This window comes from Streptomyces mesophilus, assembly GCF_040300965.1.
GTDB classification, from domain to species: Bacteria; Actinomycetota; Actinomycetes; order Streptomycetales; family Streptomycetaceae; genus Streptomyces; species Streptomyces mesophilus_A.
In genome coordinates this window covers 1-21,164 of the sequence record NZ_JBEPEW010000140.1, presented here as the reverse complement: position 1 = coordinate 21,164, position 21,164 = coordinate 1, and the positions used below count along the sequence as shown (strand labels likewise).

The window sequence follows — 21,164 nt, the reverse complement described above, 5'->3', positions numbered from 1 at the left end:
GGTGTTCTTCGCGGATGGTTCGCGTGCCCGTTCGGGTGTGGCCTCGGGGTGCTTGCTCATTCGGGCAATGGCACCGTTCCCGCGAAGGGTGGCCGTTTCAGACGGGGGCGCCCGAATGACAATGCACCCCACCCCGTCCCCTCACGCCGGTACGCGACTGACGGCCGGTGGGGCGCTCCGCCCTTCAAGTCGGCACCATCCGCTGCCGGACGACTGCCGACCGCTGGGGCCCAGGTCATCAACCCGACGGCTGCGGCACGGCGCCCAGCCCGTCGGCTTCGCCGGTACGCGGCTGCGGAGCATCACCTCCGCTCGCCAGCAGTCGCGCGACGCCTGGGCAGAACCCCACCGGGTCACAGCCGCACGATGTCCAGGCTGAACCCCACCGGTCAGCCACCGCGTGACGTATCAACAGAACCCCCACCGCCCCGCAGCCACACAATGCATGAACAGAACCCCCGCAGCCACGCGACGACTGGGCGCCACACAATGCATGAGCGGAACCCCCACCCACCCGCAGCCGCGGAACCGGCGGAAGGGAACCCGGGGGTGCGGAGGTGACACGCACCCCCACCCACCCGCAGCCGCGGAACCGGCGGAAGGGGACGGGGAGGGGTGCCAGTTACACGGGCGCCCCCGACGTCGGCGGCAACCCTTCGCGGGAACGGTGCCATTGCCCGTGTAACTGGTACCCCGGACCGGCACCGACCCCACGACGACACCGCACGCGACAAGCGGGGGCCTGGGGGCAAGGCCCCCAGCGGGGGCCCGGGGGCAGAGCCCCCGCGACCTCAACCGCCCTCAGCCAGCCTCAACCACCTCACGCGCCGCCTTACGCCGCCGCGCATCCGGATCCGTATCCGCGTCGTACGAAACAAGCTTCGGCAACGCAGCCGTGAGCACCGCAACCGCGGCAACACACACCGCACCGCCGGACCAGATCGCCGCCCGCGTCCCCGTCCAGCCGGCCATCGCCCCCGCCCTGACCTGACCGAGCTGCGGACCCACGCTGTACGAGAGCACCTCGATACCGGCGAGGCGGCCACGGAGCTCGTCGGGAATGGTCTGGTTCCAGATCGTGGAGCGCCCCAGACCGCTGAGCATGTCGCCCGCACCGGCCAGGGCCAGAAAGACCAGCACAAGCCACACATTCCCGAACCACCCGGCCGCCGTGATCGCCAGCCCCCAGCTCGCCGCACCGAACACGACGAGCAGACCGTGCCGCCGCACCCGGGTCGTCCAGCCACTCGTCAGGCTCAGCGCGAGCGAGCCGATCGAGCCCGCCGCGTACATCAGGCCGAGCGACCATTCGGCGTCGAGATCGTCCGCGAGGAACGGGAAGATCGTGTTGGGGAACGCGAAGACCATCGCGGCCAGGTCGATGGCGTACGTGCCGAGCAGCACCGGCCGCGACCAGGCGTACCGCGCCCCCTCGGCGATCCCGCGCAGCGAGGGCTTCTCGGCATCGTGCGAGGGCGGGGCGGGGGTGAGCCGCAGACAGAGCACCACCGAGGCGGTGAACCCGACGACGGTGACGGCGTACGCGGTGGCGTGCCCGGCGTACGCGACGACGAGACCGGCGAGCGCGGGTCCCGCGATGGCGCCGATCTGCCAGCGCAGCGCGTTGAGCGCGGCCGCGGCGGTGAGCTGGTCGTGCGGGACGATCCGCGCGAGCAGCGAGTCGAGCGCGGGGCGTTGGAGCCCGGCGAGCGCGGAGACGCAGGCGGCCACCAGGTAGAGCGGCCACAGCAGCGGGTTCGGCAGCAGCGCGTTGACAAGCAGGATGACCGCGAGCAGCCCGAGCCCCGCCTCGGTGAGCAGGATGACCTTGCGCCGGTCGACGGCGTCGGCGAGCGCCCCTCCGTACAGCCCGAACACGATCAGCGGGATCAGCTCCACCGCGCCCATCGCGCCCACGGCGAGCGGGGATTCGGTGAGGTCCTTGATCTGCAGCGGCAGGGCGATCATCGCCATGAAGCTGCCGAAGTAGGTGACCAGTCCCTGTGTCCACAGCAGCCGGAAGTCACGGCTGCTGCGCCACGGGGAGAGGTCGGGGAGTATCGCGCTCACGTGGGCCTATGTTCCGGGGTGCTCGGTGGGGTGGGCAACGGGTTTTGGAGTGGTGCAGGTGGTGGCGCCTGCGGCGGGCTTCTCTCCCCGCCCCGCCCCTTCCCGAAACCGGGGCTCCGCCCCGGACCCCGCATCCGACCTCCGGTCGGATCTGCTCAAACGCCGCAGGGGCTGAAAGATCTCACTCCCCCACCGCGCTCGTGATCCCCATGATCCGGCTCGACAGCACGACCCCCGGCTTCGCCGCGTTCTTCGCCGGTACCTGCGCCGCCAGGTTCGAGACCCGCTCCAGCGTGATCGACTGCTTCACCTGGCCGGTGAGCAGCGCCTCCACGTCCTTCGGCACGGTGATCTTCAGGCCTTCGGAGGCCGTCTGCTTCTCGAAGTGCCGCGTGGCGAAGAAGACGAACGCGCCGCCGTCCTTCGTGCGCAGCCCGAGCGGCGCGAAGTCCCCCGCCTGTTCCGGCTGGTCGACCCACTGGCGGGACCAGCCGGGGCTGGACTCGCGCGCCTTGCGGTCCGCGCGCCAGCCGCTGGTGTGCGGTCCGTCGGCGAACTCCTTGCCGCCGTCCTGCAGATACGTGGCGTACGCGGCGGGCAGTCGGCCGGGAGCCACGGCGAGATCGTTCGTACCGGCGTCCGCCGGGGTGGCGAACCCGTCCTTGTCGGTCTTGAACTGCGGTACCTCGCCGGGCGTGAGGATGTTGAGGTACGCGACCTGCCACGGGTCGTCGACGGCGTGCTTGACGAAGACCAGGAGCCAGTGGGTGTCCTTGGCTGGATCGTCGTCCACGTCGCGGTTGCTGTCGGTGTCGGCGACGAAGAAGCGCGGCCAGCCGGCCTTTTTGGGGATGGCGAACTCGGCGTCGGTGAGTTCGAGCGCCGCGTGCTTCGGGTTCCCGTCCGGCGCGTTCTTCGCCTTCGCCTTCAGACCGGCCTGGTTGATCGCGCCGAGCGCGCCCGTGACGTGCTTCTCGGAGAGCGCCGGGTCGTAGGCCTTGTCGGCCTTGTTGTACGCGGCCGTGAACTCCTCAAGGGCCTGTGCCGCCTCGGACTTCGTCGCCGCCGGGACGATCTCCCGCTCCCCGTGCACCGTCACGCATCCGCTCGCGGTCAGGGCCAGGACCGCCATCGCTGCCCCCGCCGCTGCCGGCCGACTCACCCTGCTCATGGCTCGCCTTCTGCTCCGTACGCCCCAGCGCTGCCTTGCGCCCCAGTACTGACGCTGGGAACCCTACCGGGGCCAGGAACAGCACCAGGGTGGGGATCAGATACAGCGCCCACACCGTGACCTGGAGCACGGTCGGGTCGGGCTGGAAGTTGAAGATGCCCTTGAGCAGGGTGGCGTGCCAGGTGTCCGGCGGGTAGCTGTCGCTGATGTCGAAGGCCTTGTCGCCGAGGCCGCCGACGAACCGCGCCTCCTGCAGGTCGTGCATCCCGTACGCGAGCACGCCCGCCGCGACGACGACCAGCATGCCGCCGGTCCACTGGAAGAACTTGGACAGGTTGATGCGCAGGGCTCCGCGGTAGAACAGCCAGCCCATGACGACCGCGGTGAGCAGGCCGAGCAGACAGCCGGCGAGCGGCCGCCAGCCGTCGTCGGCGGCGTCCACGGAGCGCCACACGAACAGCGAGGTCTCGATGCCCTCGCGGCCGACCGCGAGGAAGGCCGTCGCCACCAGGGCGCCGGTGCCCAAGTTGAGCGCCGCGTCCAGCTTGCCGTGCAGTTCGGCCTTGAGGTGGCGTGCGGTGCGCCGCATCCAGAAGACCATCCACGTCACGAGTGCCACCGCGACGATCGACAGACTGCCGCCGATCAGCTCCTGGGCCTCGAAGGTGAGCTCCTGCGTACCGAACTGCAGACCGGCGCCGAACGCGAGGCTCACCGTCACGGCGATACCGACACCGATCCAGATGGCGGGCAGCGCCTTGCGATTGTCCGTCTTGACCAGGTACGCGACCAGGATGCAGACGACAAGCGACGCCTCGAGCCCTTCGCGCAGACCTATCAGATAGTTGGCGAACATGGCTCACGCCCCTTCGGAGAACAGGGCCTTGCCCCACCAGTCGGAATCGCCGCGCACCCCGGGCGGCACGGCGAAGACGGCCGAACCGACGTGCTGGATGTACTCGTTGAGCACGTCACGGCGCGCCAGGTTCAGCTGTACGGGGATGAAGGAGTCGCGTACGTCGCGCTGGTAGGCGAGGAAGAACAGGCCCGCGTCGAGCCGTCCGAGTCCGTCCGTGCCGTCGGTGAACGAGTAGCCGCGGCGCAGCATCATCGCGCCACCGTTGGTGTCCGGGTGCGCGAGCCGTACGTGCGCGACCTCGGGCATCGCCTTGAGGTTCGGCTCGTCGTGCTCGCGCTTCCTGCCGTACGGTGCGCCTTCGCCCTTGGTGCGGCCGAAGATGTCCTCCTGCTCCTTGAGCGAAGTGCGGTCCCAGGTCTCGATGTTCATCCGGATCCGTCGCGCCACGAGGTACGAGCCGCCGGCCAGCCACTGCGGGCCGTCCTTCTCGGACACCCAGACGTGCTTGCGCAGGTTCTCCGTGTCCGTGCCCGCGATGTTCCGGGTGCCGTCCTTGAAGCCCATCATGTTGCGCGGGGTCTGGGCGTCGGGCGTGGTCGACGAGGTCTTGCCGAAGCCGAGCTGCGACCAGCGGATGGCGACCTTGCCGAAGCCGATCCGGGCGAGGTTGCGGATCGCGTGCACCGCGACCTGCGGGTCGTCCGCACAGGCCTGGACGCACAGGTCGCCGCCGCTGCGGGCCGGGTCGAGGTTGTCCCCGGGGAACTTCGGCAGGTCCACAAGTGCCTCGGGCCGCTTGCCCTCCAGGCCGAAGCGGCCGTCGAAGAGCGAGGGCCCGAAGCCGACGGTGAGGGTGAGCCGGGACGGCTTGAGGCCGAGCGCCTCACCGGTGTCGTCCGGCGGCGCCTCGACGATCCCGCCGTACGCGCCCTGGCCGACCGGGTGGCCCTGCGTCATCAGCGCGGCGGCCTCGGTCCACTCCTTCAGGAGCTCGATCAGCTCCGCGCGGTCCTTCGTCTTCACGTCGAAGGCCGCGAAGTGCAGCCGGTCCTGTACGGCGGTCGCGATGCCCGCCTGGTGCTTGCCGTGGAACGGCACGGCCGCGCCGGATTCGGCGACGGGCGTGGTCCCGTCACCGTCGTCGCCGAGCGCGGCGACCGCACCGCCGGCCGCGGCGGCACCGAGCGCGAGCCCCGCGCCGCCCCAGCCGAGCACGGAACGCCTCGACGGCACTTCCGCCTTCTCACCCATGGCGTACCCCTTACTTCACGACTGCCGCGGCCAGCTTCGACAGCGGCTCGGCGAGCGCGTTCACACCGTCGGAGAGCTCCTTGCGCTCGTCCTTGCCGACCTTGTCGTAGGACGTGAAGTCGTAGGAGTTCTTGTCCTTGCGGTACTTGTCGAGCAGCGTGTTCAGGGCGGCGAACTGCTTGTCGAGCTCCTTGACGAGCTCCGGGTCGTTCTTCTCGGCCACCGGCTTGAGCAGGCTGTACGACTCCTCGGCGCCCTCGACGTTCGCCTTGAAGTCGACGAGGTCGGTGTGCGAGTAGCGCTCCTCCTCACCGGTGACCTTGCCGGTGGCGACCTCGTCGAGGAGCTCCTTGGCGCCGTTGGCCATCGAAGTGGGCGTGATCTCGGCCTCGTTGACCTTGTCCTGCCAGGCCTCGAGGTCCTTGATCAGGAGGTCGGCGAGCTCCTTGTCGCGGTCGGTGATCTTGCCGTCCTGCCACAGGGAGCGCTCGATGCGGTGCCAGCCGGTCCAGTCCTTCTCCAGGTCCTGGCCCTCTTCGAGACCGTCCTCGCGCAGGTCGACCTTGGGGTCGATGTCGCCGAAGGACTCGGCGACGGGCTCGGTGCGCTCCCAGCCGATGCGGCTCGGCGCGTACGCGGCCTTGGCGGCGTCGATGTCGCCGGCCTTCACGGCGTCGGCGAACTTCTTGGCGAGCGGCAGGGTCTCGTCCGCCTGCTCCTGCGCGTACTTGCGGTACGCGGCCACGGCGGCGTCCAGCTTCGGGTCGCGCTTCGCGGTCTGGCCGCCGCCGGTGGCCTTGACCTGCTGGCGGATGCCGTCGCCCTTCATGCCCGGCTTGCAGGCGATCTGGTACGAGCCGGCCTTCACCTCGGCGGTGACGTTCTGCTTGGTGCCGGGGCCGATGTTCTCGCGCTCGGTGACGATGCGGTCGTCGGGGAAGAGGATGTAGACCTCGGTGACCTTGGAGCCCTTGTTCTCCACGGCGAGCTCGATGTGCCCGGCCGGGAACTCCTTCTTGTCCACCTCGCACTTGTCGTCGGTGGCGGTCACCGAGATGAGGTGGTCGTCGCCGGACTTGGCGTCGGACTTCTCGGTGCAGCCGGTGGCTATCACGGCGAGGGCGACCGCGGTGGCGGAAGCGAGGGTGGCACGGGCGGCGCGCATACGGGCTCCAGGTTGGTCAGGCCAGGTGAGGCTGGCCTAACTTATCCAACCCTTATCTCGCCTCGACCACGGGCTGGTCAAGCCCTGGTCAAGGCCAGATGCGGATGACCGGCTGCCGCCCCTGACCTCAGCCCCGCTCCGGGAAGACCAGCAACGTCCCCGTACGCGGGTGGGGCAGCACCTCGACGGGCTGCCGGTAGACCCGGCTGAGGAGTTCACCGTCGAAGACCTCGGCGGGCGCTCCCTCGGCGGCGATCGTGCCGTCGTGCAGCACGGCCACCCGGTCCGCGTACGCGGCGGCCAGACCGAGGTCGTGCAGCACGACCACGACCGCGTCGCCCGCGGCGGCCCGCTCGCGGCAGACCCGCAGGACCAGTTCCTGGTGGCGCAGGTCGAGCGCCGCGGTGGGTTCGTCGAGAAGCAGCAGCAGTGCCTGTTGGGCGAGCACCCGGGCGAGGGCGACCCTGGCGCGCTCGCCGCCGGACAGTGCGGAGAAGGGGCGGGCCGCGAACTCGGTGGTCTCGGTGGCCCGCAGTGCGGCGGCGATCACTTCGTCGTCGTTGTCGGCTAGGCGGGTGCCGTTCCACGGCGCCCGCCCCATCCGTACGACCTCCTCCACCAGGAAGGGGAAGGAGAGCGAGGCGGCCTGGGGCAGCACGGCCCGGCGCAGCGCCAGTTCACCCGCGCTCCACTCCCCCGCGTCCTTGCCGCAGATACGGACCGTGCCTGCGTCGGGCGTCAGGTCGGTGGCCAGGGCCGCCAACAGGGTGGACTTTCCGGCCCCGTTGGGACCGACCAGGGCCACCACCTCACCGGCCCGCGCCTCGATGTCCACACCGCGCAGCACATGGCGCGCGCCGAGCTTGATGTGCAGCTCGTGCGCGGAGGCCAGGGTGGTGCCGGGCTCGACGGGCTCGGGCAGCTCCCGGTGGCGTACGGCGAACAGCGACCGGATCATGCCCAGCCTCCTTGCTTGCGGCGGGTGCGGCGGAGCAGCCAGAAGAAGAACGGGCTGCCGATCAGGGCGGTGAGCACACCGAGCGGGAGCTCCGCGGGCGCCGCGATGGTGCGTGCCGTGAGGTCGGCGCCGGCGAGGACCAGGGCGCCGCCGAGTGCGCTGCCCGGGACCAGGAAGCGGTGTCCGGGTCCGGCGAGCATCCGCAGGAGGTGCGGGACGACAAGGCCGACGAAGCCGATGATGCCGGAGACGGCGACGGCCGCGGCGGTGAGCAGCGCGGTGACGAACATCAGGACCACCCGCATCCGTTCCACGTCCACGCCGAGGTGGCGCGCGGGCCGCTCGCCGAGCGAGAGCAGGTCCAGCTTGCGGGAGTAGAAGGGGGCGATCGCGAGACCGACGAGCGCCCACGGCAGTACGGCGAGCACCTTGGGCCAGGTGGCCTGGGCGAGCGAACCGAGCTGCCAGAAGGTGATCTGGGTGACCTCGGCGTTGTCCGCGAAGAAGATGAACAGGCCGATCAGCGCACCGCCGAAGGCGGTCACGGCCACGCCGGTGAGGATCAGCGTGATCACTTCGGTACGGCCGCCCGAACGCGCCATCGCGTACACGAGGAAGACCGTGATCAGACCGCCGACGAAGGCGCAGACGGGCAGCGTCCAGTTGCCGAAGAAGCTCAGGCCGAACGCGATCGAGGCGACACCGCCGACCGCCGCGCCGGAGGAGATGCCGATGACGGCGGGCTCGGCGAGCGGGTTGCCGAACACCCCCTGCATCAGGGCGCCCGCGCAGCCGAGCGAGGCGCCGACGATCAGGGCGAGCACGATGCGCGGGAAGCGCACGTTCCACAGCACGCTCTCGCCGACGCGGTCGAGGGCCGCGCCGCCGAGTCCGATGCGGTGCTGCGCGGAGGCGATCACGTCGCCGATCGGTATCTCGTACGCGCCGATCCCGGCGGAGACCAGGCAGATGGCGACCAGCCCGGCCAGCATGCCGACGGTCAGGAGGTACGGGACGCTTCTTCTGCCTCTGCCGGGCTTGGCGGCTTCTGTGGAGGGCGACTTGGGGTCATCGAGGGCCCCGTCCTCGGAAGCGGTGGTGGCGGCCGGTGCGGTGGCGGTCACTTGGCGTCCTCGTAGAGCTGGTCGACGAGGGACTTGAGGACCTCGTCGGTGCGCGGACCGTAGTTGAGCAGCACGCCGTCGGGGATGTCGACCACGCGGCGGTCCATGCCGGCGGGGGTCTCGGCGACGCCCGGGATCTTGACCAGGCCGTCGATGCCGCCGACGGACTCGAGTCCCTTGGTCATCACGAGGATCACATCGGGCTGCGCCTTGGCGAGCGCCTCGGGGGTGATCGCGGTGAAGTCCTTCTCGAGGCCCGACTCGGCGCCCGCGTCGACGGCCCCGGCCGCGTCGAGCAGCGAGCCCGCGCCCGACTCGGCGCCGCCGATCAGATAGACGGCCGCCGTGCCGCGCAGATACAGGAACGCGACGCGCGGCTTCTTCTCCTGCCGCGGGATGTCCTTCTGTACGGCGGTGATCCGGTCCTCGGTCCGCTTGATCAGCTCGTCGCCGGCCTTCTCCACGCCGAGCACCTCGGCGACTTCACCGATCCGCTTGCTCACGTCCTCGAGGCTCTTGGCGGTGTCGAGCAGGACGACGGGGATGCCGGCGTCGCGTATCTGCTGCATCGACTCGGCCGGTCCCGAGGTGGTGTCGCCGATGACCACGGTGGGCTTCAGGGAGAGCACGCTCTCGGCGGAGACATCGTGGCCGCGGGTCACGGTCGGGAGCTTTCCGGCCTGTTCGAAGGTGGCGGTGATGTCCTTGGCCACCACGCTCTCGCCGAGGCCGAGCGTGAAGACGATCTCGTTGATGCTGCCGGTGAGCGGCACGATGCGGTCGGCCGACTCCACGGTGACCTTCTTGCCGTCGGCCGAGGTGACCGTGACGGGCAGCTGCGGCTTCGGCGTACCGGAGAGCGGCTCCACTCGGTCAGGCGCGGCCTTTTGTTCCGCCTTCGCACCCTTTGGAGCGGGATTGTCCGTCTGGCCGCCGCAGCCCGCAAGGGCCAGGCAGGCGGCGGCGACGAGCACTCCCGCCCGTCGCAGGGAACGCCGCAAGCGCACCGGGGTCACTCGAACTCCACCGTCCTGTCGTGCCGTTGAGTAGTTCTGCTGTTTCATCTGCGGTTGCCGGGCCGGGAGGGGTTCCGCACCAGGTCGCGCATAGTTTAGGTTAGCCTTACCTCATTGACCAGACCTTGAAGGGGGACCGATGTCTTCGCCGAGACGTGCTGCCCGCATAGCCTCCGTAACGGCCCTCGGGGCCTTGTTCGCCGCACTGCTGCCGGTCACGTCGGCGCACGCGGAGGGCCGTACGGTGCAGGGCGGCAGGCTCGACTGGGGCATCAAGGCCTCGTTCCAGAGCTATGTCACCGGACCGATAGCCAAGGGCAGTTACACGCTCCAGAGCGGGGCGGCGACGGCCGGTGCGAGCCAGTTCCGCTTCCACTCCGCGAAGGGCTCGTACAACCCGGACACCGGCGCGCTGAACGCGGGCTTCTCCGGCGGAGTGCACTTCCTCGGGCACAAGAAGCCCACCGGGGAGTACGAGCTTGACCTCACCATCTCCCGGCCCACCGTGAAGATCTCCGGCGGCTCCGGGACGCTGTACGCCGACATGGTCAGCAAGGCCAAGAGCACCGGCAAGGTCACCACCTCCGCGCAGGTGCCGCTCGCCAGCCTCAATCTCTCCGGTATCAACATGAAGGGTGGCGGTACGCCGATCGCCCTCAACAACGTGCCGGCGACGCTCACTTCGCAGGGCGCCGACGCCTTCGCCGGGTACTACGCGGCCGGCACCCCGCTCGATCCGGTGAGCCTGTCGACGGATGTCGTGGCGGGTTCGGGCTCTTCCGCCGGCTCCGACTCCGACAAGTCCGACGACAAGGACAAGAAGGACGAGGGCAAGGGCAAGAAGGACGCGAAGGCCGGCCGCATCGAGGACGCCGCCGTGGACTGGGGTGTGCGCCGCACGTTCCGTGAGTACGTGAGCGGCTCCATCGCCAAGGGCAAGTGGGCTCTCGACGACGGCGCCCAGGACGGCGGAGCACTGTTCCGCTTCCCCGAGGGCAAGGGCACGTTCGACGCGAAGAAGCAGACGCTCGACGCCGAGTTCAAGGGCAGCGTCCGCTTCACCGGCGAACACGGTCTCGACATCGAGCTGAGCAACCTCGTCGTCAGCGCCGAGTCCGGCAAGGCGACGCTGTACGCGGATGTCGCGAGCAAGGACTTCACCGGGAAGAAGGCCGGGCTCGTCACCTTCGAGGCCAAGGACCTCAAGGCCACGGACGGTCTGGTCACGCTCACCGAGGTGCCCTCGAAGCTGACGGCCGACGGCGCCAAGACCTTCAACAACATGTACAAGGCGGGCACCGAGATGGATCCGGTGTCGCTCGCGGTCGCCCTGACCGACGAGGCCGAACTGCCGGCGCTGCCGGACCTCGGCTCGGACGCCTCCGCGGCGCCGGACGCCAAGGCGAAGGCCTCGACGCCCAAGACCGAGTCGGCCGCCTCATCTTCCTCCTCGAGCTCCCCCGCGCTGCCGATCGGCATCGGCGCGGGTTCGCTCCTCCTCGCGGCTGCCGCGTTCATGGTCGTACGCAAGCGGCGTACGGCTCCGGCGACGGCTGCCGCATCCGAGGGCTCGGACTCGTCCGACGGCTGAGCCCCGCCCCTCCCCCGTCACCTTCCTTCATCCCTCTAGGAGTACGTCCGACATGGCCATGACCCGTCGCCCCATAGCCCTGGCCGCCGCAGCGGCTACCGCGCTGACGCTCGGTGCCACCACGCTCACCATCGCTTCGGCGTCCGCCGCGGAGGCCCCGCTCAAGGACTACAAGCTCACCTGGGGCGTCAAGGAGTCCTTCCGCAAGTACGTGACCGGTATCGCGGCCGGCAAGATCACCGTGGCGGACGGTGCCGAACAGGCCGCGAACAACGGCGCGTTCACGTTCGCCGAGGGCACGGGCACGTACAACTCGGACACGCACGCCGTGGACCTGGCCTTCAAGGGCAGCGTCAACTTCAAGTCGACGATCCACGGCTTCGACATCACCGTCTCGGACGTGCAGTTCGACAGCGGCACAAAGAAGATCACCGCCGACATCACCAAGAACGGCACCGAGACCCAGGACGTGCCGCTCGCCGATGTCACGGTCAGCCGGTCCATGACGGACATGGCCACCAAGATGACGGCCGAGGCCTCCGAGCAGCTCGGCTCCGACTACACGGGCAAGGACGGCGACCCGCTGACCGTGACCGCTCCGGCCAAGCCGCCGGTCACCCCCTCGCCCTCGCCGTCCACGAGCAAGCCCAACCCGAGCCCCAGCCCGAGCCAGAGCAGCCCGGCGCCCTCGCAGACCGCCACCGCCACCCCGACCACTCCGGCGCCGAGCAAGCCGGCGACCGGTCAGATCGTCGACGGGAAGCTCAGCTGGGGCGTCAAGGAGTCCTTCCGCCGGTACATCTCCGGCGGCGGTGAGGTGAAGACCGCCGGTGGGGCCAAGAAGGTCGCCGACGGGTACGAATTCCCGTACAAGAGCGCGGAGTTCGACGCCAAGGGCAAGAAGGTCGACGCGGGCTTCGACGGCAGCGTCCAGTTCCTGTACACCGCGCACGGCATCGACATGACCTTCAGCGACGTCAAGGTGAAGACGAACGGCACCGGCGGCACGCTGCTCGTGGACGTCAAGACGGCCAAGGGCACCCAGAACGACGTGGAGTTCGCGACTCTGGACCTGGCGAAGGCCACGTACACCGTCAAGGACGACGTGCTGCTCCTGGACAAGATCCCGGCGGCGTTCACCGCCGCGGGTGCCAAGACCTTCGCGAACGACGAGGTCGGCTCGATCTACAAGCCCGGAGACAAGATCGACCCGGTGACGGTCGCGCTCTCCCTCGACGAGGACGCCGCGCTGCCGGGCGGCGGCGGCACGGGCGGCAACGGCGGCTCCGGCACCGGTGGTTCGTCGACCACCGGCGGCGGCTCCGTCGGCGGCAGCGTCGGTGGCGGCGGCAACCTGGCCGCGACCGGCTCCGACGTTCCGACCGGTCCGCTCCTCGGTGTCTCGGCCGCGGTGATCGCTGCGGGCGCCGGCGTGGTGTTCGCCGCCCGCCGCCGTCGCGCGGACGAGGGCGAGCAGGCCTGACCGGTCTCCTGATCGCCACGGCGGGTCCTCTCTTCGCAGAGGGCCCGCCGTCGGCGTGTGCGAGCTCTGCGGTCAGGCCCCGGCGGCCCGCTTCTCCAAGCGGCTGCCCCGCGGCAGCGTGACGGACATGATGTCGCTCGGGCCGTCCACGACGATGCGGTGCCAGCGCCCGCGCGGCACGATCACGGCGGAGCCGGCCGCGAGCTTCAACTCCTCCTCCTCGTCGCCCTGTTGCTCCGGGCGCAGGATCAGCCGTATGCCGCCGGTGAGGCAGGCGACGACCTCGTCGGCCGCCGTGTGGATCTCCCAGTGGTCCCCGTGCACATCGGCCTCGGTCTCCACGTGGAAGGTCATCAGCTGCCAGCCGTCCCGGCCCGGGTCGAACACCGGCTTCTCGGCCCGCACGCGGCCGTCCTGGTCGAGGTGCAGAAAGTTCATGAAGAGATCGATCGGGGTCACGGTCATGGAGTCACGTCCTTCGACGAAATGAGGCCGAGCGAAGCCAAATGAGCCAAGCGAGGCCAAGTAGGGCGAAGTGATCAGGTGGCCAGTGTCGGCGCGAGCCGGGGACCCCGTATTGAACAAATGTCACGACGCCCGCACCCTTGCCCGAAGGGGCTCGTAACCTGGAGACATGCGCACCGTCGAGTCCGCCCGTGCGGCCGCCGCGAGGTGGGACGTGTCCACCCCGGGACGGCCCGGCAGGCTGCCGGGCGTCGGTATGGCGGGGTTCTGTGACCGGTCCGCCGAGCCCCTCGACCTCCCCGTGGTGCCGTATCCGTCGGTCATGATCGCCTTCGAGTTCGGCGAGGGCCTGCTCGTCGAGGACGCCGACGGCCGGCAGCAGCGGGGCAGCACCGTGCTCGGCCTCGCCCCTGGCGGTCTGCGGGTGCGCGGCCGCGGCATCGAATGCCTGCAGATACGGCTGTCGCCGGTCGTCGCGCACGCGGTACTCGGCGGCGTCGCGGCGGCCGAACACCCGCACACACGCGGGGAGATGGTCCCCCTGGAGGACATCTGGGGCCCCGGGGCCCGCCGGGTCGAGGATCGGCTGCGGTCCGCCGCCTCCTGGCGCGAACGGTTCGCGATCGCGGATGCCGAACTGCTCCGCAGATACACCGCTGGCCGCCCCGCCACCGCGGAAGTCACCCACGTATGGCAGCAGATGGCGGCGCGGCGCGGACAGATCCGGATCGACGCACTCGCGGCCGAGGTCGGCTGGAGCCGGCAGCGCCTGTGGTCCCGGTTCCGGTCCCAGATCGGACTGACCCCCAAACGCGCGGCGCAGCTGCTCCGTTTCGACCACGCCGCCCACCGGCTCGCGGCCGGGCACAGTGCCGGCGCGGTCGCGGCGGAGAGCGGCTACGCCGACCAGTCCCATCTGCACCGGGACGCCCTGGCCTTCGCCGGGATGACGCCCGCGGCCGTCGCGGCCGCGCCCTGGCTCGCCGTCGACGACACCGCATGGGCCGTGGCGGCGGGCCCGGGCGCCAGTGCTTGAATGCCCGGGTGAGTGAAACGGTGGGCGTACGCCTCGATGTGGTCCGGGTCTTCTGCGGCCCCGACGGCCGGCACGGCAATCAGCTCGGAGTCGTACGGGACGGAGCCTCGGTTCCCGGTGCGGCCGACCGGCAGCAGCTGGCGGCCGAACTCGGCTACAGCGAGACGGTGTTCGTGGACGACGACGAGCGCGGCGTGATCGACATCTACACGCCGAGCGTGCGTCTGCCGTTCGCGGGCCACCCCTGCGTGGGTACGGCCTGGCTGCTCGATGTGCCCGAACTCCGCACGCCCGCAGGCCTGGTGACGACCCGCCAGGACGGCGAGTTCACCTGGATCACGGCCCGTGCGGAGTGGGCGCCCGGGCGTACGCTGCGGCGGTTCGCGTCCCCGGACGAGGTCGACGCGCTCGACGTACCGCCGCCGGGTGAGTGGATCTATGCGTGGGCGTGGCAGGACGAGGCGGCGGGGCGGGTGCGGGCGCGGGCGTTTCCCGGGCGGGGTGATGGCATCGTCGAGGACGAGGCCACCGGGGCGGCGGCCCTGTGCTTGACCGCTCATCTGGGGCGTGCGCTCAACATCACGCAGGGCGTGGGGTCTCAGATCCTGACGGCTCCCGGTCCGTCGGGGCTGATCGAGGTCGGCGGGCGGGTGGCGCTCGTCTCGGGCTGAGGTCCGTGGCGCCTGCGGCGGGCCTTTCTCCCCGCCCCACCCCTTCCCGGCTGTGACATTTGCGGCTCCGCCGCGTGGGAGGGCTCCGCCCCGGACCCCGCATCCGGACTTCGTTCGGATCTGCTCAAACGCCGCAGGGGCTGGGTTCGCTCACCGCCGCGAAGGCCAAGCCTCCGCCGGATCCGGCGAGTCACCCGCGACCCGGGCGCACTCATCCGTCAGGGTCTCCAGCAACGTCAGCGGATCCGGCAGCGGATGCTCGAGGCCACGGACCCACTCGACCCCGAGGTCACCGGGCAACCGCGCCGGCGGAACGAGGACGTAGGAACCACGGCAGTGCCACCGCAGCCCCGGGTGCTCGTCCATCGTCTCGGGGTGACAGTCCAGCTCGCACGGCCACCACTCGTCCTCGTCCTCGGGCGTACCGCGCGTCGCCGTGAAGAAGAGCATCCGGCCGTCACCCGACTCGGCCACGGGACCGACGGCCACATCGGAGTCGAGGAGCCGGGCGAGCGCCGCGCGTCCGGCGTCGAGGGGCACGTCGAGCACGTCGTGGACCATGCCCGTCGCGGTGATGAAGTTGGCCTCGGGCTGATGCCGGGCCCAGCGCTCGATCTGTGCCTTGTCCGTCGTGGACTGCGTCTGCCAGGCGAAGGAGACCGGGTGCCGCGCGGGTGTGGGACAGCCGATGCGGTCGCAGGAGCAGCGGTAGCCGGCGGGGTGCGCGGCGGGCGCGAGCGGCAGGCCCGCTTCCCCGGCCGCGACGAGCAGGGCTTCGCGGCCGCCGTCACCCGTGTCCTTGGGGCGTCGCGTGCGCAGCCACTGGGAGAACCTGCTCTGTCCGCCGGAACGGCGGCCGTACTCCTCGCCCATCTATCCCCTAACCTCACATTCCCCTCGCCCCGTGGCGTCCATGGTGCCACCATCGTGCGCCCCGGGTGGCCGCACCCCCGTTTCCGGGGCTCCGCAGGCCAGGGCGGCACCCGGGTGTCAATGCCGGGCAAGTCAGGATTTATGGTCCTACCGTGTCGGCATGGTCACCCTCGCCGCACCGGTCACGCTCACCGCCGTCACCGCACTCGCCGTCTCGGGCCTGACCCCGGCCCCCACCCCCGCGGCCGCCCCCGCCGGCCGGCCGCCGCTGACCGTCGACGCACTGCCCCCGGTCGTCTATACGGCGCATCGCGGCGGCTCCCTCGAAGTGCCGGAGAACAGCATGTCGGGCCTGATCGCCGCGTACGAGCGCGGTACGGCGCAGGTGCTCGACGTGGACTCGCGGATGCTGCGCGACGGCACGCTTGTGGCGATGCACGACGCGACGCTGAACCGTACGACCGACCACACCGGACCCGTGCGCGCCCTGACGATGAAGCAGTGGCGGCAGGTCCGCATCCGCCCCGACTCGGCCCTGCGCACCACGTGGCAGCCCGAACGGCCGCCGACGATCGCCGAGGTCCTCGACCGGTTCGGCGGAAAGGTCGTCCTGATGCTGGAGGCGAAGGACGCCGACAGCCTCAAGTCCCTCGCGAGGATGGTGCACGCACGGGGCCTGACCCGTTCGGTCTTCGTCAACTCCAACAAGCCCGCCGTGGCCGAGCGCGCCCACCGCCTGGGTCTGGTCTCCCAGTTGTGGCGCTCGGCCAAGCAGATGCGCACGGACCGCTTCACGCGCTTCAAGCCGTACGTGGATGTGCTGGACGTCGACTACCGGGCGCGCGACGAGGATCTCAAGCGCGCGGTGCGCTCGGGCATCCCGCGGGTCTGGGCCCACACGGTGAACACCCCGTACCAGCGTGACCGCGTCCTGCGCCTCGGCTGCGACGGTGTGATCACGGACGCCCCCGGCCTGCTCTCCCGTACGCCCGTGAAGGGCCCGGTCCGGGCACAGCCCCTCACGGAGGGCTAGGGCCTGTTCCGTCGGGACACGTTCAGCGCGGCGCGAGTCCGTGCAGGGCGTAGTCCACGATCTTGTCCGTGTACTCATGGGTCAACGGGCCCGTGCCCTGCAGCCAGCGCTGGGCCAGCGGGGAGACGAAGAACTCCATCGCGATCCGCGGGTCGAGGTCCTCGCGGATCTGTCCGGCCGCCTGAGCGGCCTCGATGCGCGCGACGTACAGCTTCAGGCCGGGCTCGAGGAGCTGCTGCACGAACTTCACGCTCAGCTCACGGTTCACCACGCCTTCCGCCGCCAGCGCGCGGTACGGGGCGTCGTACTTCTGGTCGAGGAGTTCGTCGACAGTGGCACGCAGCACGCCCTTGAGGTCGGCCGCGACATCGCCGGTGTCCGGGAGCGAGGCGAACGCTTCACCGCCGCCCGCCGCCTCGGCCGCCTGCTCCCCCAGATCGATGAACGCCTCGAGCAGCACCTCCGCCTTGGAGGACCACCAGCGATAGATCGTCTGCTTCCCGACACCTGCCCGGGCGGCGATCCCCTCGATGGTCACCTTGCCGTACCCCACCTCGGTGACCAGCGCGAGAGCGGCTTCGTAGATGGCACGCCGCGAACGCTCACTGCGGCGTTTGGCATCGGGGGCCGCCTTGGAGGCGGGAGCGTCGGCAGGAGTCTTCGTGGCCATGCGTCGAATGTAGCAGCGCCATGAAGCGATACGTATCGTCTCGCCAAAACCGGAGGGACGGCGGAGCCGAAGTCGCGCGCCGGTGGAAGGGACCTGGAGAGCGGAAACACAACCCGTTCGCCACCGCGCCAAAGGGCTCCTCGCATCGGACCATGGGCAACACGGCCACCCCTTGGCCCCGCCGATGTAGAGGAGCCCTCTTTGCGTCCTGTGCCTCGCAGCGCCCGACCCCGGCGCTATCTGATGTGCCCACCCGAGCACTTCAAGGTCACGTACTCCATCAATCCCTGGATGGACCCCGCCAAACCGGTGGACGTCCCCCTCGCCCTCGCCCAGTGGGAGCACCTGCGGGACCGCTACCGCGCCTTGGGCCACACCGTCGAGGAACTCACCCCCCGCCCCGGCCTGCCCGACATGGTGTTCTCCGCGAACGGCGCCACCGTGATCGACGGCCGCGTCCTGGGCGCCAGGTTCGCCCACGCCGAACGGGCCGAGGAAGCCGCCGAGCACCTTGCCTGGTTCCGCGCCCACGGGTTCACCGACGCCACCGAACCCGTGCACATCAACGAGGGCGAGGGCGACTTCGCCGTCACCTCGTCCTGGATCCTGGCCGGCCGGGGCTTTCGCGCCAGCCCGCTCTCGCACGGCGAGGCCCAGGAGTTCTTCGGCCGCCCGGTGATCGGCCTCGATCTGGTCGACCCGCGCTACTACCACCTCGACACCGCGCTCGCGGTGCTCGACGACGCGGCCGACGACGTCATGTACTACCCGGGCGCCTTCTCACCCGGCAGCCGGGCCGTACTGCGCCGGCTCTTCCCGGACGCCCTGATCGCGAGCGAGGCCGACGCGGTCGCGCTGGGCATGAACGCCGTGTCCGACGGACGCCATGTCCTGCTCCCCCAGGGCGCGGTGGGCCTCTTCGAGCCATTGCGCGAGCGGGGCTACGAGCCGATCGGGATGGATCTCGGTGAGCTGCTCAAGGGTGGTGGCAGCGTGAAGTGCTGCACGCAGGAGCTGCGTTCCTAGATCCCGGTTCGCGGGTTCCGATGCGCGGGTTCCGGTTCGCGGGTTCCGATTCGCGGGTTCCGATTCGCGGGTTCCGATTCGCGGGTTCCGATTCGCGGGTTCCGATTCGCGGGTTCTACGAGGGGTGGGGCGGCCACGGGTCGCCCCATTCCGCGTCCCTGGCCGATTTGTACAGCGCACCGTGCCGCTTGGTGACCGTCTCCCGGTCGAGCCTCTCGTCGGGGAGACACAGATCGAGCAGCACCAGCCCCTTGCGGATCTGCGGCTTGCGCACCACCCGCGCCGTCGCCGGCTCCGCCGGGAAGCGCACCGCCGCCACATAGCTGAACTTCTCGTCCTCGTACGCGAGCGAGCCGCCCTTGACCTTCCGGTGCAGCGAGGAGCGGCTGACGCGTGCCGAGAAGTGGCACCAGTCGCGGCCGGGCTCGATGGGGCAGGCGGAGCTGTGCGGGCAGGGGGCGGCGATGGTGAAACCGGCCGCGACGAGGGCGTCGCGGGCCTCGATGATCCGGGAGTACCCGTCGGGCGTGCCGGGCTCGATGACGACGACGGCCTGTGCGGCGCCGGCTGCCGCGGCGACGACCGCCGTGCGGTCCTCGGCGGTGAGCTCCCCGAGCACGTACGAGATCGTGACGAGGTCCGTCTCGTCGAGCGTGAGCTCCTGGCCGATCCGGGCCCTGCGCCAGTCCGTGGCACTCAACAGGGGGTTGGCGCCCGCGAGTTCGCGGCCGAGGGCGAGGGCTGGCTCGGCCCAGTCGAGCACGGTGACCGGCCGGGGCCCGGGCCAGGTCGCGCTCACCGCCCAGGTGGCGGCGCCGGTGCCGCCGCCGATGTCGGTGTGACGGGAGGGCGTCCAGTCGGGGGCCGCGTCGGCGAGTGCGCCGAGTGCGCCCCGTACCGCCTCGAAGGTGGCGGGCATCCGGTACGCGGCGTACGCGGCGACGTCCGCGCGGTCGCGCAGGATCGGGGCGTCGGTGGGGGTGCGGCCGCGATAGTTGGCGATCAGCCGCTCGACGGCCTGCGCGGCCTGCTTGGGCGGCAGTCCGTCGAGCAGGCCTGCGAGGGCGCCGCGCAGGAGGTCGGCGGGGGTCAGGGGGGCGTTCACGTCGGGATTGTAGGCGGGCCGCGCCGCCCGGTGCGGGGGCCCGCGCCTGTGACGGTCCGGGCACCCGACTGCATCCGGACAGTGACAGCGCTCAACTCCTGTGACACCTGCGTCCGTTGCTACGCTGCCCGTGATCGCCGGTGGCCTGACGGGCAGACCGGCGGACGCAGACTGTCACGCCCCGGGGGGACCAGTGGGAGACAAGATCGTGCGCACCGGGATCGTGGTGGGCGTGGTGGTCCTGGCCCTGCTGCTGCTCCTGGCGACCTGCGGCGGGAAGAAGAAGGACAAAGGGGACGACGGTCCGCCGAAGAAGCCGGTCAGGACGAGCCAGGGCCCCACGACCCAGCTGGCGGTGCCCGCCGCGTACGACACCCGGCAGGGCTGGGAGCTGCCCGGCGTCTCCGAGGAGTACGCGCTCGCGCCGAACGCGAAGCTGCTCGCGTATCTCCAGCGCGCCGACGGGGGCCGCTTCCGGCTGCGGACGGTGGACGCACGGACCGGGAAGACCGCCTGGACCGGCGAGGCCTGGCGCCCGCTCTCCGACGAGGCCGGCGCCGTGCCCCGCCTCGCCGTCGTCACCAAGGACGGCCGCGAGTACTTCGCGACCTGGTCGTACGGGACCTTCGGCGACGATCCGCTCAGCGAGGCGGACCGGGTGATCTCCTTCGATCTGTACGCCGCGAGCGCCGGCACCCGGCAGCGGATCGAGCTGCCCTGGCCGAAGTCGCCCTCGGTGAGCGCCTCGGGGCCCGGGCTCGTGGTGGGCGTGGGCACGGATGCGGCCGCGGTCGTGGATCCGGCGACGGCGCGGACGGTGACGTACAAGGCGAGTGACCTGAAGTACCCCAAGGGCTGCAAGAACTGCCGTCGGCTGACCGAGGTCGTCGGCGTGACCGGCAAGGGGCCGCTGGTCAACGGGGACGGTGAGTTCTGGGTGCGCGGTGCCTGGCACGGGCGCAAGGTCGCGCCGAAGGGTGCCGTGAGCGGGATCGCCGTCTCCGTGTCCGCGGATCATGTCCTGGCACGGTGGGACAAGAAGCCGGGCAAGAAGAAGGCGGCGCAGGGAGAGCAGGAGATCTGGGCCGTGCACGACGGCACGACCGGCAAGGTGCTCGCCTCCGTCGAGTGCCACAAACCGGCGCTGCGGCCCGGACGTTACCCCCCGGCCACGCCCTCTCCCGACGGCCGCTATCTGATCGCGGGCCATCTCGCCTTCGATCTGCAGGAGGGCACCGGGCACTGCTTCGCGTCCGAGGGCGGCAGCAAGCCGCTGACGCTCGCCACCGTCACGGACAGCGGTCTCGCCTACGGGGCGACTGGTGCGCGCTCGGCCGAGGACGCGTGGGACGGGGGCGGTACGCCGGTGTCCGTGCGGATCGCCGTGCCCGATCCTGAGGCGTTCTCCGGGGCGTCGCGGCTTCCGGTGCACGACCTCGGCGAGGTCGGGATCTTCCGCTGGACCGACAGCCGGGACGTCCACCATCTGCTGGGGTACGCGAAGAAGGGCTGACCGCCGGCCCGAGGAGCGGCCGGCGGTCAGCGCGCTGAATCACGGCTGGCCGTCGGCCCACTGAACGGCCGGCCGTCAGCGCAC

Annotated in this window: 19 protein-coding genes; 7 read left to right on the top strand and 12 right to left on the bottom strand. The window is 70.8% G+C overall.

Translation table 11 applies throughout. The features are described from left to right. Positions 1-801 precede the first annotated feature (801 nt). The 8 genes from ABT367_RS33425 to ABT367_RS33390 all read right to left on the bottom strand — a co-directional run bounded on the left by ABT367_RS33425 (position 802) and on the right by ABT367_RS33390 (position 9,662). The gene (locus ABT367_RS33425) at positions 802-2,070 is read right to left on the bottom strand and encodes an MFS transporter (RefSeq protein ID WP_352257025.1); all 1,269 of its coding nucleotides are present in this window, start codon (positions 2,068-2,070) and stop codon (positions 802-804) included. 181 nt (positions 2,071-2,251) lie between these two features. After that, complete coding sequence (locus tag ABT367_RS33420; RefSeq protein ID WP_352257024.1) at positions 2,252-3,202, bottom strand: hypothetical protein; 951 nt, start codon at positions 3,200-3,202, stop codon at positions 2,252-2,254. Further along, positions 3,102-4,097, bottom strand: a complete 996-nt coding sequence (efeU, locus tag ABT367_RS33415) for an iron uptake transporter permease EfeU (protein WP_352257023.1) — start codon at positions 4,095-4,097, stop codon at positions 3,102-3,104. The genes ABT367_RS33420 and efeU overlap by 101 nt, the downstream gene beginning before the upstream one ends. Before the next feature lie 3 nt (positions 4,098-4,100). Beyond that, positions 4,101-5,351, bottom strand: coding sequence for an iron uptake transporter deferrochelatase/peroxidase subunit (gene efeB, locus ABT367_RS33410; protein ID WP_352257022.1), 1,251 nt, complete (start codon positions 5,349-5,351; stop codon positions 4,101-4,103). Between the two features lie 10 nt (positions 5,352-5,361). Beyond that, complete coding sequence (efeO, locus tag ABT367_RS33405; RefSeq protein ID WP_352257021.1) at positions 5,362-6,516, bottom strand: iron uptake system protein EfeO; 1,155 nt, start codon at positions 6,514-6,516, stop codon at positions 5,362-5,364. Positions 6,517-6,643: 127 nt separating this feature from the next. Beyond that, a complete protein-coding gene (locus tag ABT367_RS33400) occupies positions 6,644-7,474 on the bottom strand; it encodes a heme ABC transporter ATP-binding protein (RefSeq protein WP_434975598.1) in 831 nt (276 codons plus the stop codon). Beyond that, positions 7,471-8,598 (bottom strand): FecCD family ABC transporter permease, encoded by a 1,128-nt coding sequence (locus tag ABT367_RS33395; RefSeq protein ID WP_434975597.1) that lies wholly within the window; start codon positions 8,596-8,598, stop codon positions 7,471-7,473. The genes ABT367_RS33400 and ABT367_RS33395 overlap by 4 nt, the downstream gene beginning before the upstream one ends. Continuing rightward, on the bottom strand, positions 8,595-9,662 hold the full coding sequence (locus ABT367_RS33390) for a heme/hemin ABC transporter substrate-binding protein (RefSeq protein WP_434975596.1): 1,068 nt from the start codon (positions 9,660-9,662) through the stop codon (positions 8,595-8,597). Before ABT367_RS33390 ends, ABT367_RS33395 begins: the two co-directional genes overlap by 4 nt. Before the next feature lie 91 nt (positions 9,663-9,753). Here ABT367_RS33390 and ABT367_RS33385 point away from each other — a divergent pair, with 91 nt between their 5' ends. Both ABT367_RS33385 and ABT367_RS33380 read left to right on the top strand, forming a co-directional pair. Continuing rightward, positions 9,754-11,205, top strand: coding sequence for an HtaA domain-containing protein (locus ABT367_RS33385; protein WP_352257020.1), 1,452 nt, complete (start codon positions 9,754-9,756; stop codon positions 11,203-11,205). A 52-nt stretch (positions 11,206-11,257) separates the two neighbouring features. After that, complete coding sequence (locus ABT367_RS33380; protein ID WP_352257019.1) at positions 11,258-12,688, top strand: HtaA domain-containing protein; 1,431 nt, start codon at positions 11,258-11,260, stop codon at positions 12,686-12,688. 72 nt (positions 12,689-12,760) lie between these two features. On the opposite strand, the gene ABT367_RS33375 is transcribed toward ABT367_RS33380, so the two are convergent. Then, a complete protein-coding gene (locus tag ABT367_RS33375) occupies positions 12,761-13,153 on the bottom strand; it encodes a cupin domain-containing protein (protein ID WP_352257018.1) in 393 nt (130 codons plus the stop codon). A 169-nt stretch (positions 13,154-13,322) separates the two neighbouring features. Between ABT367_RS33375 and ABT367_RS33370 the strand changes: the two genes are divergently transcribed. Next, entirely contained in the window at positions 13,323-14,189 is an 867-nt protein-coding gene (locus tag ABT367_RS33370; RefSeq protein ID WP_352257017.1) for a helix-turn-helix domain-containing protein, read from the top strand. An 8-nt stretch (positions 14,190-14,197) separates the two neighbouring features. Further along, complete coding sequence (locus tag ABT367_RS33365) at positions 14,198-14,860, top strand: PhzF family phenazine biosynthesis protein (RefSeq protein ID WP_352257016.1); 663 nt, start codon at positions 14,198-14,200, stop codon at positions 14,858-14,860. Positions 14,861-15,010: 150 nt separating this feature from the next. On the opposite strand, the gene ABT367_RS33360 is transcribed toward ABT367_RS33365, so the two are convergent. Continuing rightward, positions 15,011-15,733, bottom strand: a complete 723-nt coding sequence (locus tag ABT367_RS33360) for a bifunctional DNA primase/polymerase (protein ID WP_352257015.1) — start codon at positions 15,731-15,733, stop codon at positions 15,011-15,013. Between the two features lie 160 nt (positions 15,734-15,893). On the opposite strand from ABT367_RS33360, the gene ABT367_RS33355 reads away from it, so the two are divergent. Then, a complete protein-coding gene (locus ABT367_RS33355) occupies positions 15,894-16,766 on the top strand; it encodes a glycerophosphodiester phosphodiesterase (RefSeq protein ID WP_352257014.1) in 873 nt (290 codons plus the stop codon). Between the two features lie 22 nt (positions 16,767-16,788). Here ABT367_RS33355 and ABT367_RS33350 read toward each other — a convergent pair whose 3' ends face one another. Then, entirely contained in the window at positions 16,789-17,436 is a 648-nt protein-coding gene (locus ABT367_RS33350) for a TetR/AcrR family transcriptional regulator (protein ID WP_352257013.1), read from the bottom strand. Positions 17,437-17,646: 210 nt separating this feature from the next. Between ABT367_RS33350 and ddaH the strand changes: the two genes are divergently transcribed. Then, a complete protein-coding gene (gene ddaH, locus ABT367_RS33345) occupies positions 17,647-18,462 on the top strand; it encodes a dimethylargininase (protein ID WP_352257026.1) in 816 nt (271 codons plus the stop codon). Between the two features lie 115 nt (positions 18,463-18,577). On the opposite strand, the gene ABT367_RS33340 is transcribed toward ddaH, so the two are convergent. After that, positions 18,578-19,567, bottom strand: a complete 990-nt coding sequence (locus tag ABT367_RS33340; RefSeq protein ID WP_352257012.1) for a small ribosomal subunit Rsm22 family protein — start codon at positions 19,565-19,567, stop codon at positions 18,578-18,580. Positions 19,568-19,760: 193 nt separating this feature from the next. On the opposite strand from ABT367_RS33340, the gene ABT367_RS33335 reads away from it, so the two are divergent. Further along, the gene (locus ABT367_RS33335; protein ID WP_352257011.1) at positions 19,761-21,080 is read left to right on the top strand and encodes a hypothetical protein; all 1,320 of its coding nucleotides are present in this window, start codon (positions 19,761-19,763) and stop codon (positions 21,078-21,080) included. Positions 21,081-21,164: the final 84 nt, after the last annotated feature.

What these genes read in the sequence shown, in the direction of transcription:
- ABT367_RS33420 (WP_352257024.1), bottom strand. Translation starts at nt 3,202, where the DNA reads ATGGCGGTCCTGGCCCTGACCGCGAGCGGATGCGTGACGGTGCACGGG.
- efeU (WP_352257023.1), bottom strand. Translation starts at nt 4,097, where the DNA reads ATGTTCGCCAACTATCTGATAGGTCTGCGCGAAGGGCTCGAGGCGTCG.
- efeB (WP_352257022.1), bottom strand. Translation starts at nt 5,351, where the DNA reads ATGGGTGAGAAGGCGGAAGTGCCGTCGAGGCGTTCCGTGCTCGGCTGG.
- efeO (WP_352257021.1), bottom strand. Translation starts at nt 6,516, where the DNA reads ATGCGCGCCGCCCGTGCCACCCTCGCTTCCGCCACCGCGGTCGCCCTC.
- ABT367_RS33400 (WP_434975598.1), bottom strand. Translation starts at nt 7,474, where the DNA reads ATGATCCGGTCGCTGTTCGCCGTACGCCACCGGGAGCTGCCCGAGCCC.
- ABT367_RS33390 (WP_434975596.1), bottom strand. Translation starts at nt 9,662, where the DNA reads ATGAAACAGCAGAACTACTCAACGGCACGACAGGACGGTGGAGTTCGA.
- ABT367_RS33385 (WP_352257020.1), top strand. Translation starts at nt 9,754, where the DNA reads ATGTCTTCGCCGAGACGTGCTGCCCGCATAGCCTCCGTAACGGCCCTC.
- ABT367_RS33380 (WP_352257019.1), top strand. Translation starts at nt 11,258, where the DNA reads ATGGCCATGACCCGTCGCCCCATAGCCCTGGCCGCCGCAGCGGCTACC.
- ABT367_RS33375 (WP_352257018.1), bottom strand. Translation starts at nt 13,153, where the DNA reads ATGACCGTGACCCCGATCGATCTCTTCATGAACTTTCTGCACCTCGAC.
- ABT367_RS33370 (WP_352257017.1), top strand. Translation starts at nt 13,323, where the DNA reads ATGCGCACCGTCGAGTCCGCCCGTGCGGCCGCCGCGAGGTGGGACGTG.
- ABT367_RS33360 (WP_352257015.1), bottom strand. Translation starts at nt 15,733, where the DNA reads ATGGGCGAGGAGTACGGCCGCCGTTCCGGCGGACAGAGCAGGTTCTCC.
- ABT367_RS33355 (WP_352257014.1), top strand. Translation starts at nt 15,894, where the DNA reads ATGGTCACCCTCGCCGCACCGGTCACGCTCACCGCCGTCACCGCACTC.
- ABT367_RS33350 (WP_352257013.1), bottom strand. Translation starts at nt 17,436, where the DNA reads ATGGCCACGAAGACTCCTGCCGACGCTCCCGCCTCCAAGGCGGCCCCC.